This window comes from Spirosoma oryzicola (genome assembly GCF_021233055.1).
Taxonomy (GTDB): Bacteria; Bacteroidota; Bacteroidia; order Cytophagales; family Spirosomataceae; genus Spirosoma; species Spirosoma oryzicola.
The window spans coordinates 2,606,629-2,624,902 of record NZ_CP089538.1 but is presented as its reverse complement, the minus strand read 5'-3'; the positions used below and the strand labels follow the sequence as shown (position 1 = coordinate 2,624,902).

The following is an 18,274-nucleotide window of genomic DNA, read 5'->3' as shown; positions in this document are numbered from 1 at the left end:
CAATGAGAAGGCGGTGCTGTTCCCCCGTGTGCGTGTTTCCATAATGGTATGCACAACTTACCCTGTGTTCAGGAAAATTAGAGCGATGGGTCAGAGCAGCACCGCCTATTCAGAATAAAGTTTATTCTAGTTGATTAATTCTACTTTTCAACCATTAATAAAATCCCTAATTGTTATACAAAGATCAGGGCTTATATGACGAAACAGCTTATCATTGGTTACTACGCGTGTAGGACGATTGTTTCTTACATACAGTAAGTGATACAAATCAATAAGATCATTTGTACCTGGTGTACCACCAGCGCCAAGTCTATATATGTCGTAATTTATAGTAGAGTCTGTATGTATATCCATGTTTCCATTATAGCTACGAATAACCTCATCTATCGTTATATTAGTCAATTCTGTACTGAGGTTATTCAAAATTAATTCAGCAATTCCTTGAATGTGTGCTGAGCGGAACAAATTTCGTCCGTCGCTATTGCTCATAAACTTGACGAGTTGAGGCAAAGAGCTTAATTCATAAGTCTTATCATTTATTACAACAGGCTCACAGCCCTCTAATAAAATTTTTTTGTAATTATTATAGCCTCTTTGAGTAACCTCCACAAAGTTCTTACCAATAATGTTGTCTAAATTATTAAAATAGCTTATTCCATAGTCAATGTTATTGTATTCTATTGATTGCTGTAGAGTGGCGAAGTCTGTAGCTTCTACAATTACATTTACAAGGTTTCGCAAGGCTTCAAGTTCATACGGAACAATTTCGTAGCCCAAATTAAAGCTATTATGCATCATTTGAGAGGGGGTTTGATACACTACTTTAATTCTACTGTTTGATGCTTTCCTTAGTATGCTTTGTCTCCTCTGAAAATCTTTCTGATCGTTTATACCGGAAATGAGTTCGAAGTATGCTAGATAAGATGTGTAACAATCAGCCAATTTTTGACTAGGAATTTGATTTATATTATAAACCGCATTAGTATCTAAGTAATAGTTCATTTTATATGGTGCTATTCAAGTGTATTTCTCTATATTTCAGGAATTTATAAATTGTCTATCTAGAAAGACTTAACTTTTTTGCGATCATCTTAGTTGGGTATCCTTCTGTATACATTGACTCAACGACCCGCGCGGTGTTCTTGGCTTCTTCCATCAAACCTTTAGGCAGCCTTAACCAAATTACTTTATAGGTTTCCAAACTGGATTGATTAAAAGTAAACTGAGATTTATTGCCTATACAAAGCAGCACTCTACCACTGGGTTTCTAATTCATAGCCTATAATCTTTTGTCCACTTCGAATCTTTAAATACCTATACAGCATACTTTCATAAAACTCTTTTTGCCTAACATAAAATTCTCGTATCTGGTGATACTCAATACGAGCTTTATGCTCATAATCATCAAAAATATTGTCGTTCTGTAAAGAATCTTTGGCTGATAAAGTAAACGCCAATGTTGAATTAAACCTATAAATATTTAAATAAAATCCTCTTAGCAAATCAGGATCTTCAAATAGAATAGGATTGTTAGATTGTTCTTGCAAATACGTCAATATATACCGTATTGGCTGAGTATCATTCATTGTATAGCTATTATAAAACTTTTGACTATTGACAACATCTCCATACTTTTTGAGATTACGGCCAAATTGATTCAAGTTTTTCAAAACTTCCACACGGTTGTTATTGTCAGCAAATTTCAACTGAGCTTTAAGTACATCAACTTGACTTCCGTTAATCTCAGCTAATATACGGCCTTGCTCCATGTCATCTTTTCTTTTCATTGCAGCAAGTTCAAATTGAAGTTGATTTAATTTCAATTGTTGTAAAGCAAGTAGGCTATCATTTTTATACTGTTCTGCTGCGCGCACTGTATTTAGACTGTCTTTGATATCCTGACTTCTAGCCGCTACTTCATTAATTTTTATTTGCTTATCGGCGTAATGTACTTGTACTAAAATAGCTGCAATTGCAACAATAGTAGCCGGTATAATACCTACTAAAGCGTTCGCTATTGCTGACTGAACAGTTGCTTTTTCTTTCCAGTGTTGAGGCATAGGGATACAATGACATTAAAAATGTTAGTATATATTTATTTTATATTTACTCCTCTAAATTTTAAATAATTGTACACTGTCATGCGGGTTATCTTCAGCTGATCGCTGATGAGCTTAATCGAATACCCTTCTTTGTAGAGGGATTCAGCGACCCGCGCGGTGTTCTTGGCCTCCTCAGTCAAACCTTTAGGCTTCCCTCCCGTTTTACCCCGAAGTTTTGCAGCGGCTAAGCCGGCCATTGTTCGCTCCCGGATCAGCGCCCGCTCGTATTCGGCCAGGCTGCAAAAAATATGAAAGATTAGTTTGCCCGACGGCGTGCTAGTGTCGATGTTATCTGACAGACTGGAGAAGGCCACGCCCTTATCCGAAAATGAATTGACCAATTCAATTAGGTGGGTAATGGATCGGCCTAGCCGGTCGAGCTTCCAGACAACCACCTCATCACCGGGCCTCAGCTGATCAACCATCAGCTGCAGCTGGGGACGATCCGTACTAGCCCCCGACATTTTGTCTTGAAAGAATCTTTCGCATCCGACCGTTTTCAATGCGTTCAATTGCATATCTAAATTCTGGTCGAGTGTGGACACTCTAGCGTAGCCAATCTTCATAGTGTCTAATATAACGGTGATATATTAGACACGCAATGATTGACAAGTTCGGTTTACACTTTAGGGCTACAAATAACTAGTCGCGTCGTAGCAAAAAAGTGTCTTGTATATCGAGCGTTTTGATGAACATAAAAAACGTTCACAAAAAGAACCTGAGCTTTTGTAACTACGGCTCATACTGTTCCTAGCTCATGGACCGTGTCGAAATCTGACCTTGTTCGTAAGTAGATTTACGCGTATTTTTACCAACCTAACTTGTAACTGGTACCCTTCATGAATACACGCTTGTCGGACGAGGAAACCAAGCGCCTGGCGGCTCTGGATAGCTATGCCATCTTAGATTCTCTACCCGAAAAAGACTACGAAGATATTACCCTGCTAGCGGCCCAAATCTGCGCTACGCCCGTGGCCTTAATCACGCTGGTCGATCAGTCGCGACAGTGGTTTAAATCCAACCGGGGACTCTCCTTTCGGCAAACGCCCCGAGAACATGCCTTTTGCGCTCATAATCTACTGCTTACTACCCCTTTGATTGTCGAAGACGCCCGCCAGGATGAACGCTTTCGCCAAAATCCACTGGTAACCGGCGATCCCCGTATCGTCTTCTACGCCGGCGAACCGCTGATCGACGAGGATGGCCAAACGCTAGGTTCACTCTGCGTCATCGATTCAACCGTGCGTCAGCTCGATGAGGGGCAACTTAGGGCGCTCAACATTCTGGCCAAACAGGTCGTAACTTTACTGACGGCGCGTCGGAAGGCGATTCGGGAAGCCCATTTGCAGCACCAACTTCGGGTCAGCGAAGCCCGCTTTGGGGACCTGGTCATGGCGACCCCAACCGCCACGGCAGTCTTTGTGGGTCGCGAGATGGTCATTGACCAGGTCAACGACCCCATGCTATCGATCTGGGGCAAAGACGATTCCGTGAAAGGCAAACCGTTGCACACGGCGATGCCTGAACTGGAAGGACAACCCTTTCTAGCCCAGCTCCAGCACGTCTTTGACACGGGCGAGCCGTTCCTTCAAAAGGAAGGCATGGCCCAAGTGATCGAGAACGGCCAGCTAAAACAAGTTTGGTTTAACCACGCCTATAATCCGCTACTTGACGAGAAGGGCCAGATTTACGGGGTCATCAATGTGGCCTTTGACGTGACGAGTCAGGTCCTCGTTCGCCAGCAGCTGGCCGAGCGGGAAAGCCGGTTTCGGAGCGTCGTTGAACAGGCACCCATGGCAATCGGTCAGCTCAAGGGTCGTGACATGGTCATCGAGGTAGGCAACGAGCGCATTTTCGAAGTATGGGGCAAAGATGCATCGGTGGTGGGTAAACCTATTCTGGAGGCCCTACCCGAGCTGGAAGGCCAGCCTTTTATGGCGCTGCTGGAAAACGTCTACGATACGGGTACCCCCTTTTATGGGACGGCGGTGTTAGCCAAACTCGTCCGGCAAGGTAAACTCGAGGATGTGTATTTCGACTTCAGCTATTCTCCCATCCGGGCAGTCGATGGCCAAATTACGGGCGTTCTGATTCTGGCCGTCGAGGTAACCATACAAGTCGCAGCGCGCCAGGAAATTGAAAAAAGCGAGCAACGTTTCCGTAGCCTAGTAGCGGATGCCCCCTTTGCCATTGCCGTTTACGAAACGGCCGACCTGCTCATTTCGGTGGCCAACGATGCCATGATCAAACTGTGGGGCAAAACCAACGCCGTGATCGGCCAACCGCTAATCGACGCTTTGCCTGAAATCGCCGATCAGCCCTTCATTCCCCTGTTGAACGTGGTTTACGCGACGGCAAAAACGTACCGTACCACGGAACAGTCCGCGAACTTACTGATTGAGGGCCAGTTGCAAACCCGTTGGTTCAACTTTGTTTACCAACCCCTGCTGGATGGCCAGGGGCAGGTGTACGCCATTTTAAACATGGCGGTCGATGTTACGGACGCTTACATAGCCCGTCAGTTGCTGCAGGAAAGCGAACAAAGCTACCGGGAGTTAGCCGCCGATTTGGACAACCGGGTTGAGGCCCGCACCCAGGAACTGTTGCTCGCCAATGACGACCTACAACGCTCCAACGACAACTTGCAGCAGTTCGCCTACGTGGCCAGCCACGACCTTCAGGAGCCCTTACGCAAGATCCAAGCCTTCAGCGACCTGCTGGGATCACAGCTCGCCAATCATGCCGACTCATCGGTGGGTGAGCATCTACACCGCATTGCCAGGGCGGCAGCGCGCATGTCCCAGTTGGTGCGCGACTTGCTGGCTTACTCCCTGATCTCGACCCGTCAGCAGGCATTCGGACCCGTTTCGCTGCGGGCGGTTATGGCGGGTGTATTGGCAAGCCTGCACCGGACAATTCAACAAACCGACGCTCAGATTGAGGTGGCCGATCTACCCCCGGCCCGGGGCGACAACTGGCAGCTGACCCAGCTGTTTGAGAACCTGCTGGCCAACGCCCTCAAGTTTGTCAAGCCCAAACAAAAGCCCCGGATTCAGGTTGAGTACTTTCATCGCTCCGCTAACGAGCTACCCAGTGATGTTCGTTGTACCTCCGCCGTTTCGTTCTACCATCAGATCAGTGTGACCGATAACGGCATCGGTTTCGATGGGAAATACCTGGACCGTATCTTTCAGGTATTTCAGCAGCTCAACAACCGGGACGATTACTCGGGTACGGGCGTAGGGCTGGCGATCTGTCAACGGGTGGTAGAGAATCACGGTGGTGGTATCACGGCCAACAGTCAGCCGGGGCATGGGGCCACCTTTTGTGTGTACCTGCCCGACTGAATCGAAGGCATGCACTTGAATTCAAGTCTTTCTTTTACTCGTTATTCATGGTTGATTTTACCCAAATGGATCCCTTGGATCGGATGCCCATTGTTCATATTGAGCATGATGTTGACGATCACTACCTGGTCGAAAAAGCACTCCAGGCAGCCTCGATTCGTAACCCGGTTCGTTTTTTCAGGAATGGCCAGCAGGCGCTGCAGTATTTGCAGACAACCGACGAGGTACCGCTGGTGATCTTATGCGATGTGATCATGCCGGGCATGGACGGCTTTGAACTACGCGATCGTATTGCCGCCGATCCTGTTCTGCATATGAAGGCTATTCCCTTCGTTTATTTCTCGACCTGGGCCAACAAAAAGCTCGTGGAGCAGGCTTATGAAGGTCCTATTCAGGGTTATCACCTGAAAGGCATAAGCTTCGAGGATCTCAAGGCCGAGCTTAGTCTGATCGTAGCCTACTGGAGGCGGTGCCTGCATCCGCGCAGTTTTCAGTAGTACCTGACTGGGGACTCAATTGGCTCCGCATTCGCTTATGACTTTTTATTGTAGTCACGTCTATTAACCTTGAGCTATATGATAAACATTTATACGGGCTAGTCAAGGTAGTAATTACTTTTAGTGTATATACATGAAATAGCCCGCGATAGCGGGCTATTTCCGTTTATTTAGGCTGATTTATTACGCCTGTTATCACCAGACACTTTTTTCTTCTGCTGGAGCACTTTGCTGTTCTTTAGCTCCGAGGCTACTCGCCTTTCATCGGGCCTTCCATACACTTCTAGCCCATCGGCTGTTTTTCGACCCAGTAAGACGAGTACTGCATCAGTCGTCAAGTTCAGCGTATTGAAGCACCAGTCCGTAAATGTTTTACGACCTGCCTTACTCGACAAATCTGGATGCAGATTCAGTTCGGCGGCCACCAGTTTGAGGTAAAAATTAAACTTAGCTAGGCTGATCATGGGCAGTTTCTCCCAGCCACCGTATTTCCCAATGATCTGCTTTACTTCCTCGAACTGGGGTACCTTGATCATGACCTCAGTTTTGATGCGGGATTTCATTAGCCACACTTCACCATCGATGCCCCGACGTAGCGCCGTTTTGTGTTCCTTCACAAAATCCTCCAGATCACCATAGTGGAAACCGGTTCGGCACAGAATAATGAACACATCAGCGATTTGCTGGAGCCTTGGGTTTGAAAAGCGGTGCTTGCGCAGTTGGATGAACTGCTCATCGGTCAGAAAGATTGGATCGTCATACACAATACCTTTCACTTTGTAGCCGTCTAGAGGGTTTTTATCCGAGAGTTTGTGGAGTTTGGCCCAGATGATCACGTTCTTGATCGTCTGCGTCTGCTTGGCCACGTAGCTATCAGCGTGGCCAGCTTTTCCGTCCGACTGAGGAAGCGTTTTCATCCAGGCCCGGTAGGCTTTCACCCAACCTAAGTCAAAGTCTTCGACCAGAAGATCGGTTGCCTTTCTTTTGATCAGAAAGTCGGTCAGCTTCTTTCGGACATTGTCGTAAACAGTAATAGTAGATTTGGTTAGATTACGCTCGGGATCTGTCTTGCAATCCTTCATGTACAACTCGAAAGCGGACAGCAGACTCACCGTGCCGGTTTGCCCTTCGTAGAGCCGCTTGATCTTGGCCGCCGTAATCTTTTCCTTTTTCCGAAACAGATCGCTGTAGTGTGCCCGGAGCTGATCGCGCATTGTGTCCAGATGTTCATTCATGTGATAGTACCCGGATTCCGATTTGGTGACCCTGTCGCCGTCCCAGTTATCCCACTCGATGGTGTGGCCCGTACTGCCAATGTTTACCCGCTCCCCGCTGACTGCGATCCGGCAGTAAAGCTGGGCTTTACCCTGTTGTTTGCTTCTTCTTCTAAAGAAACTAATTTCCATTCTTGAATTTTTCATAAAAGCTGCATTTTGGTGCAGCCTCGGTGCGGACGAATTCAAGGCCAGTAGTTGCTGACCATGCAGTAAGCACATTAAAACCCGATTAAAAGGGGATGAATCTTACTATCTGTTTTTCACATAGGTGATACCAGTCATATGTAGGTGATACCAGGGGTGATACCAACTTTCAAAATGGGTCTGAAATAGTTAAAAAACGGGCAAAAAAAAAGCCTGATACGGCTTCGTATCAGGCATCTGGTCACTAAAAAGGTCGGTTCTGCAGAGAGCGAGGGATTGAGTACGCTACAGATTAAACTGTTAATTATGACCAACTTAGCCACGTAAGCTAAGAGGGTGCCAACAACTTTGCCAACGACTAGTGCAAAAAAATAGACTGCATAAACGGCTGCTGGAAAACAGACAGCAAATAGTCATGCATTCTAGTTTGATACTCTAACTCATCATTGGAAAGTGGTCCATAGATGGCACCCTTAGGCTTTCCCCAAAGTTCTTTTTGAAGCTGAGCAATCAGTTCGTCTCTTAGTTGCAGACCTTTCTTCAAAGAATTATCCTCAACGACCTCTTCTTTTATCATCGGACCTTCGCCATAGAAGAGCCACTCCGCACTTAGGTTTAATTTTTTACCTAAAGTTGTCAAAGTTCTAACATCTGGGCTTTCTGTTGCACCAGTAACTATTTTATTTATGGCCGTATCAGATACCTCCGCCATCCTTGACAAATCCCTGTTTTTCAACCGAAACCGAGCTTTTATTTGCTCAAATCTCTCGGAGAAACCCGTTTTATTTTGTGTCTCCATAAAAATATTTTTTCTAAAGTTTAATTTATTAATCTAGAATTAACTATCATTGTGTGATAATTATATCAAAGGTATGTTTTTCCATCGTTTTTAATCGAAAGTGAGACAAAAAAATACGTGAACGGTAAAAGTGGTAGCATTAAATAGACTCTAGTTATGATCAATGGAGAAATGCTTATTGTGCAGACAGGTTTGAGATATCATCCTCAGCTTGGGCTTCTTTCGCTTGCATATCTTCTTGCTCCTGCCCTGAAAGCTGGGCTTGTAAATGGAGGATTATGTCTTCATACTGCTTGTTCTGATCAATCAGGTTCTGGATCATTTCCAGATATTTTTCTATCGATTTTAAATACCCATCGATTTGCTGATCCTTCACCTGCAACTGCTGTTCTAGCCAGGTTACGTGTTTATTTCTTAGCTCTTCAATTGACTTCTCTAAGTCTTGTGCTCTCGCTTTATCAATCGACATGACTCTCAGTTAGCTTTTATCGGTAAACAATAAATATAATCATTGCAATATAGGTACTCTATGCCAAACGTAAATCCACTAGAAAGGCTACTGGATGCCCTCCCAGCGGCCATCGCAAAAGAGAAACGGGCAAGTATCCAAGCAGATCTGGTAGAAGTGGGTTTGTGGGAGCATTACCGGCAGACAATAAGTAAACCAGGAAAGGATTTGGGTAGAATCAGCTTTCGAGCTGGGGTCATTTTCAAGCACCATCTGGGTGTTAGCGATGATTTTTTCGTCGGCTCTGCCGAAGTACAGGAAGATGAGTTGAAGCGCATTGTGCGCCTTTATTTTGATACTAATGTATCAGTGACATAAGCGAATGGAGTGACAGGGAAAGGTTAACTAAAAGACAACAGCGCCATGACACGCACAACACTACCTACTGAGCAGGCTTTTCTGGAACGTATACAGATGATGCCCCAGATCGGTATCTGTTTCCGCGATCCAGACAACAATGTACTGATGCAGTTTTTTGTCGATGATCCGGCGCTTCGGGACGCACTGGTCGAATATCAGACTCAGCGTGTGCGGGAACTGGAGCTATCGACCGAAAAGATATAGTAGCCTTTTGGCTACAGACAAGCTTCCCTATCACGGAAGACCTTCGAGCACGTTGAACCTGCTTTCGAAGGTAATGGTGTGGATAGAAGTAGTTGTACCGGGCTGGACACCGGCCCGGTACACTTAACCAACAAGCCTTAACTAACAAATTATATGACATCGTCTCTACTGATTATTGGCTTTAATGTGCTCTACTGGGCGATTGTGATTGGCTATCTCCACTGGCGGCAAAGTAGACGTTTCGAGTAACCCTAGTTAACTATCCCTTCCCATGCGTACTATTCCCCAACTCATTGCTTTAGTCGGCTTCGAACAGCTGACAAAAGCGGATCGCTGGCAGATTATCGACGAAATCGAACAGCAGATCGACCACCTCCAGCGCTGTCAGAAAGTGCTCCACGACCAGGGCGTCAGCTACGCGAATCTGGCTCAGGAAATTACCGAGCTACGTACCAAAAAGGTACTGATCTGGTTAAGCCTGTCACTCAAAACACCGTCACTGGTACGGTTAGCAGCATGAGCCAGACAGCCATTTTACAGGACATGCGGTCCATCCTGGACAAAGCCATCCAAGTGCCGGGCGACGGCCACCGCCAACGTATGGCACTAACGACAATCGGCTATCGAGCCAATGTAGCCAAAACAAGTCCCTTAGAATTTTTGCGGAGCTATTTCTACGAGCAGTTCCAGGCCGAACTAGCTAACCAACCAGCGGTGGTAGCCGCGACCGATCCGGCTCCTATAACGCCAGCATCCGTAGAAACCGAGTCTATCCAGTGTCGTTCGTGCGGTCGCACCTTTAAGACGCAAACAGCCCTCAACGGCCACGGCGAAGCCCGCTGTCAGAACCGTCAAACCAGTCCTGTTACATCATGACCCCAGAAATTACGTTTGTCGTTACCGTAGCTAAGATGCGAACGGCTCAGAAAAAGTATTTCAAAAGCAGAACTCAGACCAATCTGAAGGCTGCACTCGAAATCGAAGCGGACGTTGACCGCCAGATCGCCCAGTTTGCGGGAGATTCGCCAGCGGTGACTCATATAATAAGCGAACAGACCCGATTATTTGGGTGACGATACGCCCTTAAATGGGCTTTAAGGGGCCACAAGCCTTTGCGAGTAAAGTACCGTCGAGATAGACACTCAAGCTACGGTACTACTCGTCCAGCCCTGGACGGCTGCGAAGTGGATGGCAACCGGGCCATATCCGGGCCGATGTAGCTCAAATGGTAGAGCGGTCGCTTCGCCTAGAAGCAGCGACAGGTTGCAGGTTCGAATCCTGCCTTCGGTGCGATCAGGGTGGGACCTGGTCACTTGCATGAAGGGATAGCTTTCCGGTCGGTGTAACAACTGGCCGGAAACTTTAACCTCGCTGACAAGGTCCCTAAAGGTCAAAATACCGACGTATAGCGCTATACGTTGGGTAGGGGAAGCTACATATTACCTGTCTATTTGACAGAAAGCAACCCCGTAAAAAAACAGCCCTAAAAGGCTGACTGGTAGAATATTGCCCAAACTTTTTAATTTTTTCCCCCGGCTTTCTATAGAATATTCTATAGAGTTAGGCGATAGATCGATAAATCGTTAGATCGATAGAATGTCGTATAATCTCTGTATATACTATAGAAAGCGCGAAAAATGAAAATTTCGTCATGCAACGCGCAAAACACCCATCGACCGGCTGTCCTAGTGACCCTCAGCAGTCCCTTTTCAAGTTTCATCTCCACTTTCATCCGCACACCCAGGAGTATCTCAGCAAGCCAAACGGCAAACCTTGGGTTTGGTATTCCTTCGACAAAGCGGATGAGCGGGCCATGTTCCCACGGGGACTAGACCATGAGCTACGGGGGCTGTATTCCAATCTACTATTTGATGCTTACCGCTGGGCGGAGCTGCACAACTTCCTTAAAGAATGCCACCCTGTTTGGGTCAATCAACCAGATCAGGCACCCAAGCTAACCTTCTATATGCCTCGGCACATGATTAGTACTGCCCGCGACATTGGAGCCCGCTACACCGAGACAATTGATTTACTGACAGACAATCTGGGTATTAAATCCTGGAACATGGATTATCTGGAACAGGGCCGTACCGTGCCGGGTCACTCACCCCTTAAAAAGAAAATCCAGTATTACGGTCTGGATTATTTCAAGCGAAATCCGACCATTAGAAAATGGTTTTTAGAAGGCAAGCTGCACCAGGTCGAGGTTTACGACAATCGCTGCTACCATATTGACAACCATTACGACACCATACCACCAGAAGTATTTCTTGCCCCTACTCCCGCTACGGTTCAACCCCAACGCAAGCCTTTTACTAGCACTCCACCAGCAGCGCCCGCTCCCGAACAAGCCTGGAACGGCATTCCAAGTTCAACAGCGCCCCCCATCAACGACCGCCCCTGTCAGCCATCAACAAATGGCCGCATGAACAAAGCCGTTTCAGTAGGCTCAATTCTAGCTCATTTCCCTAAACAATAGACGCTATGCAAACCGAACTCTTTGCCATACCTACGCCCGGCGTGGATTCGCCCAGCGTGGTCACGCCCGATCCGTCACCGAAAAAGAAGCAGAAGAAGCGACCAAAACGGGAAATTGTCGAACCTGTCAGCCTGGGCTTTTTCAGTTTCGATACCTGGGTAAGCTATCACGCTCAGCGAGCCTGGGACAACGATGGTCTACGGGTCAATTTCACGGTACCCGTTCATTCTGATCTGCTGGAAGCGGTCAACAACCCAGAAAAAACGGAGATCACCTGCAAGTATCGAGTTCGGAAAAACTTCCTCTGGGGTGGCCTTGGTAAGATGGCCAAGGTGCATATCGAAGCCCATTTGACCCAAGGCCCGAAGGGTGGGCTATATCTCCACTGCAAGCACGTTGAAATCCTGGAGCCAGTCCCGATAAAGGGTGAACCCCTACCCGGTTTTCTTAAAAAGATGAACAAGAGTATGCAGAAGCAATGCTAAAAATCAAACTAAAACTAACCCCTGGCGAAGTAAACGTGCTGTATATGTACAGCACTCAGGCATTCATGGCCTGGTCCGATCTCAACAACCGGCCTTATATGTTGGGATCAGCGATGCAGCTGGCCGAACACTACGAGCGCATCCGAAAGCAGGTATACAACTGGGCCGAACGGCCAGCCAACAAAGAGTATCGATACACCCTACCGATGTCAATAGCCTGGTCCTATTATGAATGGCTTAATAAACGAGCTATTCATTCGCTCGACCGTACCACCCTGCTGGGAAAGCTCAATAGAGCCTTTGTCGACTGCCACGTAATAACTCAAAATGGGTATCCACTCAATGAAAATACTACTGTTCCCATTCAGGCTGCTACTAGCGACAGCCTTCATCTTTATTAGCCTGCTGAGCTTTGTTATAACCGTCTCAGTGACGCCCATTTTAACCGTCTTTACCAAAAGATTGCACTCTTGAAAGATGTAGTCTTCGATTAAGTATCACTACTACTTAATACCTGTCGCTGTGTAGACGTCTACCTGTTTCTAAAAAGGTAAGATGAAAATCAACCTCAAATTTGTCCAAGGTAATGCCTTATCGTATTATTGTATCGACAGCAAGTTCACTGTCCTTCAGTCAAGTATCCACTTTGTTTAATAGTCACTCAATTAATTATGGCTTTTATCCGAAAAGATAAATCTAAGAAACCTAAGCAATTCCCATTTACCTATTTGCTTCTAAATATAAAGCTTATATCAAATAGACGTCAAGGCGAAGATGCTTATAAGCAGATTTTCCAAGACATTTACAGCAACACAATAACAGAACATGTTGGTAGGGGTAAAAGAGCATTTCTAAGAACAATGTTTCCTGAAAACATCGATGGTCAAGAGTTCTACTATGGGCGAATTACGCGGTTTACTGATCTAGAAAATAATAGTTGGGTCAGCGTAATTACAAGAGAAGAAATTACTATGAATCTTGAAAAAGGTTTATACCCAAATAAACAAGAAACAGAGTACGTATTTGTGCCACAAGCTCATAGATTAGCGCTGAAATTATCTTCTGATTTTACCATTAAAAATGCACAGGATTTCTTCACAAAAGCGATAGGAAAAGTAGTAAGTAGCGATGAAGATTTTTCAGTAAATATTCAGCAGTCAACAGATATATTTGAAGAAATATTTAAAGCACAAAAAGTTGAAAACTTATATATAAATGTTACGTATACAAACTCAGATGAAATAGGAGATGATGCTGCCGAATGGCTTGACGCTCAATTAAAAGCATCTAATATTAGTGAGGCTAATCTCACTTTTGAAGCAGGCAAAAATGAAACTATTAACCTAGATACAGACTTAATCAAAGGAGGCTTAGACTTGGCTAGGGAAAATGGTGAGGTACAAGCTAGAGTGAAGGACGTAAATGGGAAGTTTAGAAGAATTATAACGAAGGAACATCCTGAGAAAAATAAAACGGTGGCGACCTCCGAAGATGGGCTAAAAAATGTTATATTTATGGAGGTAATGCAACGATACAGGAACAACGATGAATGAACGTGATCAGATTGCCAGAGATCACCCTTTTAGCTATAAGGGAATCTTTCGCGCTTACGACTTTAGTGAGATAAGGGATTCTAATCCCTTTAGACTCAGTATTGCCCTTTCTATAGGAATACTTTTCATCACAAAGTTCTCGGAAAAATCTTATTATGAGATACTAACCTTTTGGGTCGCTCAAATAATGGCTGTCTTTCCAAACCTTCTAGGGTTCAATCTTGGTGGATATGCACTAATTGTTGGTTTTGGTAATGGTAATCTGCTGAAAGCGATGACCAGAAAGGCACCAAACAAAAGAGCGTCTATTTTTCAAAAACTAAGCGGGGTCTTCGCTTTCTCAATTTTACTTCAGCTAGCTGCATTCATAGTGGCCTTTTCTGTTAATTTTTTAAATCAATACAACTTCAAATCAACTAATGATCTGATAGTCAACACAGTTAACGGGTCGCTTGTAGCTATAGTCTCCTTTTTAGGGTTCTGGGGGTTGTTTATCGTACCGAACTTAGTTTCTAACGTATTTAATTTCGGACAAATGCACCATTCTATGCTGACTATCGAGCGCATCGAAGCTGAGCAAAAGCAACAGAGAGATATCGAGCGCAATGAAGCTGAGCAAAAGCAGCGGGATACCGAGTCAAAGCGAAGACAAGAACAAGTCTGATATTAGGTTACTCAACTTTAAGGCCCGCCCAAATCGGCGGGCTTTTTTACGTCCTTTCCAGCAGGCATTTACCAGGTGAATTTTGGTCAGTCAACCAAAAACAGACCAATGCCTTCTCGCTCAATTGAAGACCTGCACCCGCTTTTAGCCTATGCCTTTGGCAAGGCTGAAGCCCAGTACTGCGCTGTCTACCCGGACGCGCCAACGCCGTTTCTTTCCTGCACCTTCCGCTCCAACGAAGAGCAACTGAAACTCTACAATCAGCTGACCGATAAGATCGATAACGACGGCGACGGTAAGATCGACGAAGCGGACGAAAAAGTAACCAACGCCCGGCCTGGCGAATCAGCGCACAACTACAACCCATCACTGGCTTTCGATGTGGCGTTCAAAGACAAATCCGGCAAGTCGGACTGGAGCGCCCTACACTTCCAGCGCTTTGCCAAACTGATGCTGCAGAACAAGAACATCACCTGGGGCGGCAACTTCAAAACGCTGATCGATCTACCGCACTTCGAGCTGACCGACTGGAAAAAACGGGTGGGCAAGAAATGATCAAGCACCTGATCACTCTGGCCCACTTCCTGCAGGGCACCTACGCCAAGTTTGGTACCAGCGCCAATCTGTTCCGCGAGATCACCGTCAGCGTGATCACAGCCGTCACCATCGCCGTGTTGGTGGGTCTGCTGACGCCAAAGGAAGAATCACCAGCCGCCGAGCTAAACACGACACTAACCACCGTGCTGACGGCTCAGCGCAAGGCGGACTCAACAGTGGCGGCTGTCAGGATCTGGAAACTCCAGGGCCGCATCGACTCCCTAAACAATGTACTTCTCGAACGTGATGAACAGGACTCTTTACGCGAAAATGCTGGCTTGTCTGATCTGGATGCCATGCAGCTCATTAATGGGGCAATCAATGCTGACCGGAATCGCTCCGGCAAATAAGCCAGGTCTGCCCACCGACAGCGCTGCTGTAGTGCAGCAGTTTGTCCGAAACGCAAAGCCCCTTCTTGACAGCCTGACGGCCCTGCACTTTGCCCGCCTAAAAATTGGCAAGCTGCAGACCCAGCTCACCGAACGGGAAAGCCAGCGCGATGGGCTGGCCACGACTTACATCCAGGCCCAGCAGCAGATCGGCAACATCCAGATCGAACTCTTTAACACCAAAGAGCAGCTGGGCCGCTACCGCCGGAAGTATAGGGCCAGTCAGTTCCAACTCTGGGCCTTGCGGCTGGGGGCGGGCTACCTGCTTTACAAGAAATTCTGTCCTTCCTGCAGGCCCTGACGCGTGCCACCTTCGTCCTATGGTACGCTCAAACAAACGCATTAGCCGCCGGGCCGTCTTTGCCGATATCCACCAGGAGATTCGGGGCGACGGTACGCCACACGTCTTCTCGGTGATCTATTGCAAACGCGATGGCACACTGGGCGAAAAGCTACTGGTCACCAAAAGCCAGAGCCGCCAGGTCGGCGAGCGGGGCTACCGGGGCAACGTGAGTTTGAACTTCGTGCTGCTGCTCTATAACGTGGCGACCAAAAAACACTTCGAAATCTCAATCGACCGGCTGCTCTACTACAACGGCCAGCGAATCAACCACCAGTCTTAAGTATGGAATGGATTAACGAAGACGTGGCCCTGGTCACGTCACGAACTCACTCAGCGGCTATTCTGCAACTGACCGACCGCGTAGGCCGCGACCATGCCTATGGGTCGACTTACAGCGTGATCGGTAACGGCCTCGATCACGTACCCTGGGGCGTGGCCGACAACCAGCCCAACACGATGGGCGTGCTGGTGCAGAAAAACAACCAGATCAAGCCCCTGCTCGATTCTAATCGGGACATGATCTACGGCACGGGTATCAGCTTTAACCGCCGGCAGATTGTCGACGGCAAACTACAACTGATTCCCTACATCGACGAGCAGCTCACCGAATGGGCCATCAAGACCCGGCTGGCCAGCTACGCGGTCGGGGCCATTAATGAGCGCGTCACCAACGGTAACCACTTCACCCGCATCGAGCTGGAGATGGATGGTTTGCCCCTGTTGAGCGTGGTCGACTGCTACAGCGCCCGCATCGATCAGAACAGCACCCGGTTGCAGCCAAAGTATTTTTATAATCCGTTCTTCGGTGATTTTGCCTATTTCCGGCCCCGCGATTCCGAGCCGGTACCGGCCTTCAATCCGCGTGATCCGGAAGCCAATATTGTCTCCTTTTTTCACTCCAGGGAGCACCAGTCGGGTAATCCCCACTATGCGTTCCCTTCCTGGTGGGGGGCGGCGGAATGGATTCAGCTGGCGAACCTGATCCCTGTCTTCCACACGTCAGGCATTACCAACGGCTACAACATCAAGTACTTGGTCAAAATGCCCAAGGATTACTACGATACCGAAGGCGGCAAGCCCCTGGCGCCGGAGAAGATAGCGGCCAAATGGCGTACGTTCGGCGAGAACCTGTCGAGCTGGATGTCGGGCACCAAGAACGTCAACAAAACGCTCGTACTGAAATACCTGCGCGGTGACGACGGCAAACCCAACGACGCCATCGACGTGGTGCCCTTAAAAAACGAGATGTCGGACGATGCCTATTCCAAAGTGTGGGAGATGGCCAACGTCTCGATTGCGAACGCTGCTGGCATTCTGCCTACCTTGGCGGGCGTCAATCCGGGCAAGGGCAACGATTCGGGCTCCCAGATTCGGGTCATGGCCGAATTTCAGCAGCACTTCCGAACGCCCGTTCACCATGTACTGCTACTTGAACCCATCCAGTGCGCACTCAGGCTGATGGGCTATAAAGACATTGTGCCCAGCTTTTCGGGCGTGCAGATCACCACGCTCGATGTCAACCCGACCGGCACCCAGGCCGTCACCAACCACAACTAACCATGCTGACCGAAGACATTTTAAAAGAGCAGCTGGGTAGTCTGCAGGCCAACATGAGCCTGGAAACGATTAACCCGTTCGCCCGTCACGCGGAGCGCTGGTTTCGCGCTGAAGTGGGCGTCGATCTCTTTACTTTCCTGAAAAGCGATCAGGCCAGCCAGGCCACCTACAAGGAACTGCTCTGGCTGGCCCAGAGCTGTATGGCCTGGCAATGCTTCGTACTGGCTTTCCCCCACCAGAAATTCCGCATCAGCGATTTGGGCATGATGAAAAGCACGCCCAACACAACCATCGCGGTCACCAAGTGGGAGTACGTCGACAGCCGGGACGCGAACCTGTCAATGCTCGACTGGTCGCTGGAGTATTTCTGGCGCGAGCTGGAGGCCGTGCGGCCCGATACCTGGGTCGATTCAGAAGGCTACCGGACCCGCAATCAGCACTTCGTTCGCTCTGCCGACGAGCTGGGTCAGCTGGTACCGATGGCGGGGCGCAACTACCGCTTTTTTCAGAAACTGCTGGTCCATATCGAAGAGATCGAAGACGAGCTGATCGCCACGACCCTGACGCCCCAGCTCTACCAGGTACTCAAGCAGAAATGGCGGACGCCCCGCTCGACCTGGAGTTTTCAGGAAGAGCAGCTGATCAGCCTGGTCCGAAAAGCCGTGGCTTACCTGGCCATCGACAAAGCCTGGCCCTACCTGCCGCTTTCCTTTTCCGAGATCGGCCTGGCTGAACGCCGGCAGAAAGATGGTACCGGGGGCGAAGAAGTAGCCGCCGACAAAGACCAGCGCAACAATTTACGGCTGACCATTGCCCGCGATGCCCAGACCCGGCTGGATCGAATCACCAGCTATCTGGACCAGGTATCGACACCCCTGCTTTTTCCCTCCTACTACCAGCGGCTACAGACCAGCAGCACGACGGTCGTTGCCGATGACTTTACCAATACCGCGCACGTAATCCTCTAAT

At 47.9% G+C, this 18,274-nt stretch carries 24 protein-coding genes and 1 tRNA gene; 19 read left to right on the top strand and 6 right to left on the bottom strand.

All coding sequences use genetic code 11. The annotated features are described in order from the left end of the window. Positions 1–147: 147 nt before the first annotated feature. From LQ777_RS11070 to LQ777_RS11060, 3 genes are all read right to left on the bottom strand, one after another. On the bottom strand, positions 148–1,002 hold the full coding sequence (locus tag LQ777_RS11070) for a hypothetical protein (protein ID WP_232562582.1): 855 nt from the start codon (positions 1,000–1,002) through the stop codon (positions 148–150). 251 nt (positions 1,003–1,253) lie between these two features. Continuing rightward, positions 1,254–2,060 (bottom strand): hypothetical protein, encoded by an 807-nt coding sequence (locus LQ777_RS11065; RefSeq protein ID WP_232562581.1) that lies wholly within the window; start codon positions 2,058–2,060, stop codon positions 1,254–1,256. Between the two features lie 35 nt (positions 2,061–2,095). Continuing rightward, a complete protein-coding gene (locus LQ777_RS11060; RefSeq protein ID WP_425276947.1) occupies positions 2,096–2,620 on the bottom strand; it encodes a recombinase family protein in 525 nt (174 codons plus the stop codon). Between the two features lie 321 nt (positions 2,621–2,941). On the opposite strand from LQ777_RS11060, the gene LQ777_RS11055 reads away from it, so the two are divergent. Continuing rightward, positions 2,942–5,449, top strand: a complete 2,508-nt coding sequence (locus LQ777_RS11055; RefSeq protein WP_232562579.1) for a PAS domain-containing protein — start codon at positions 2,942–2,944, stop codon at positions 5,447–5,449. A 65-nt stretch (positions 5,450–5,514) separates the two neighbouring features. Then, entirely contained in the window at positions 5,515–5,946 is a 432-nt protein-coding gene (locus tag LQ777_RS11050; RefSeq protein ID WP_232562578.1) for a response regulator, read from the top strand. A gap of 170 nt (positions 5,947–6,116) precedes the next feature. On the opposite strand, the gene LQ777_RS11045 is transcribed toward LQ777_RS11050, so the two are convergent. The 3 genes from LQ777_RS11045 to LQ777_RS11035 all read right to left on the bottom strand — a co-directional run bounded on the left by LQ777_RS11045 (position 6,117) and on the right by LQ777_RS11035 (position 8,635). Then, a complete protein-coding gene (locus tag LQ777_RS11045; RefSeq protein ID WP_232562577.1) occupies positions 6,117–7,367 on the bottom strand; it encodes a phage integrase SAM-like domain-containing protein in 1,251 nt (416 codons plus the stop codon). 358 nt (positions 7,368–7,725) lie between these two features. After that, complete coding sequence (locus tag LQ777_RS11040) at positions 7,726–8,166, bottom strand: hypothetical protein (protein ID WP_232562576.1); 441 nt, start codon at positions 8,164–8,166, stop codon at positions 7,726–7,728. A gap of 175 nt (positions 8,167–8,341) precedes the next feature. Next, positions 8,342–8,635, bottom strand: a complete 294-nt coding sequence (locus tag LQ777_RS11035) for a hypothetical protein (RefSeq protein WP_232562575.1) — start codon at positions 8,633–8,635, stop codon at positions 8,342–8,344. A 60-nt stretch (positions 8,636–8,695) separates the two neighbouring features. Between LQ777_RS11035 and LQ777_RS11030 the strand changes: the two genes are divergently transcribed. The 17 genes from LQ777_RS11030 (at position 8,696) to LQ777_RS10950 (ending at position 18,273) form a co-directional block, all read left to right on the top strand. Further along, positions 8,696–8,992 carry a hypothetical protein gene (locus LQ777_RS11030; RefSeq protein WP_232562574.1) on the top strand — a complete coding sequence of 99 codons (297 nt, stop codon included), beginning with the start codon at positions 8,696–8,698 and terminating at the stop codon, positions 8,990–8,992. Positions 8,993–9,037: 45 nt separating this feature from the next. After that, positions 9,038–9,238, top strand: a complete 201-nt coding sequence (locus tag LQ777_RS11025) for a hypothetical protein (RefSeq protein ID WP_232562573.1) — start codon at positions 9,038–9,040, stop codon at positions 9,236–9,238. 271 nt (positions 9,239–9,509) lie between these two features. After that, positions 9,510–9,758 carry a hypothetical protein gene (locus LQ777_RS11020; protein ID WP_232562572.1) on the top strand — a complete coding sequence of 83 codons (249 nt, stop codon included), beginning with the start codon at positions 9,510–9,512 and terminating at the stop codon, positions 9,756–9,758. Continuing rightward, a complete protein-coding gene (locus tag LQ777_RS11015; protein ID WP_232562571.1) occupies positions 9,755–10,114 on the top strand; it encodes a hypothetical protein in 360 nt (119 codons plus the stop codon). The genes LQ777_RS11020 and LQ777_RS11015 overlap by 4 nt, the downstream gene beginning before the upstream one ends. Continuing rightward, positions 10,111–10,311 carry a hypothetical protein gene (locus tag LQ777_RS11010; RefSeq protein ID WP_232562570.1) on the top strand — a complete coding sequence of 67 codons (201 nt, stop codon included), beginning with the start codon at positions 10,111–10,113 and terminating at the stop codon, positions 10,309–10,311. Before LQ777_RS11015 ends, LQ777_RS11010 begins: the two co-directional genes overlap by 4 nt. Before the next feature lie 137 nt (positions 10,312–10,448). Continuing rightward, positions 10,449–10,528, top strand: a tRNA-OTHER gene (locus LQ777_RS11005). A gap of 361 nt (positions 10,529–10,889) precedes the next feature. Continuing rightward, positions 10,890–11,717: a hypothetical protein gene (locus tag LQ777_RS11000; protein ID WP_232562569.1), complete on the top strand. Its 828-nt coding sequence runs from the start codon at positions 10,890–10,892 to the stop codon at positions 11,715–11,717. A gap of 5 nt (positions 11,718–11,722) precedes the next feature. Continuing rightward, positions 11,723–12,202 carry a hypothetical protein gene (locus LQ777_RS10995; protein WP_232562568.1) on the top strand — a complete coding sequence of 160 codons (480 nt, stop codon included), beginning with the start codon at positions 11,723–11,725 and terminating at the stop codon, positions 12,200–12,202. Continuing rightward, positions 12,196–12,603, top strand: a complete 408-nt coding sequence (locus LQ777_RS10990) for a hypothetical protein (protein WP_232562567.1) — start codon at positions 12,196–12,198, stop codon at positions 12,601–12,603. The genes LQ777_RS10995 and LQ777_RS10990 overlap by 7 nt, the downstream gene beginning before the upstream one ends. A gap of 270 nt (positions 12,604–12,873) precedes the next feature. Next, positions 12,874–13,755: a DUF4747 family protein gene (locus LQ777_RS10985; protein ID WP_232562566.1), complete on the top strand. Its 882-nt coding sequence runs from the start codon at positions 12,874–12,876 to the stop codon at positions 13,753–13,755. Beyond that, on the top strand, positions 13,748–14,419 hold the full coding sequence (locus tag LQ777_RS10980; protein WP_232562565.1) for a hypothetical protein: 672 nt from the start codon (positions 13,748–13,750) through the stop codon (positions 14,417–14,419). The genes LQ777_RS10985 and LQ777_RS10980 overlap by 8 nt, the downstream gene beginning before the upstream one ends. Before the next feature lie 108 nt (positions 14,420–14,527). Next, positions 14,528–14,974, top strand: coding sequence for a M15 family metallopeptidase (locus tag LQ777_RS10975; RefSeq protein ID WP_232562564.1), 447 nt, complete (start codon positions 14,528–14,530; stop codon positions 14,972–14,974). Beyond that, positions 14,971–15,366, top strand: coding sequence for a hypothetical protein (locus tag LQ777_RS10970; RefSeq protein ID WP_232562563.1), 396 nt, complete (start codon positions 14,971–14,973; stop codon positions 15,364–15,366). Before LQ777_RS10975 ends, LQ777_RS10970 begins: the two co-directional genes overlap by 4 nt. Further along, positions 15,338–15,706: a hypothetical protein gene (locus tag LQ777_RS10965; protein ID WP_232562562.1), complete on the top strand. Its 369-nt coding sequence runs from the start codon at positions 15,338–15,340 to the stop codon at positions 15,704–15,706. Before LQ777_RS10970 ends, LQ777_RS10965 begins: the two co-directional genes overlap by 29 nt. Before the next feature lie 19 nt (positions 15,707–15,725). After that, the gene (locus LQ777_RS10960; protein WP_232562561.1) at positions 15,726–16,028 is read left to right on the top strand and encodes a hypothetical protein; all 303 of its coding nucleotides are present in this window, start codon (positions 15,726–15,728) and stop codon (positions 16,026–16,028) included. A 2-nt stretch (positions 16,029–16,030) separates the two neighbouring features. Continuing rightward, positions 16,031–17,305, top strand: coding sequence for a hypothetical protein (locus tag LQ777_RS10955; protein ID WP_232562560.1), 1,275 nt, complete (start codon positions 16,031–16,033; stop codon positions 17,303–17,305). A 2-nt stretch (positions 17,306–17,307) separates the two neighbouring features. After that, a complete protein-coding gene (locus tag LQ777_RS10950) occupies positions 17,308–18,273 on the top strand; it encodes a DUF6712 family protein (protein WP_232562559.1) in 966 nt (321 codons plus the stop codon). The last annotated feature ends 1 nt before the right edge of the window (position 18,274 follow it).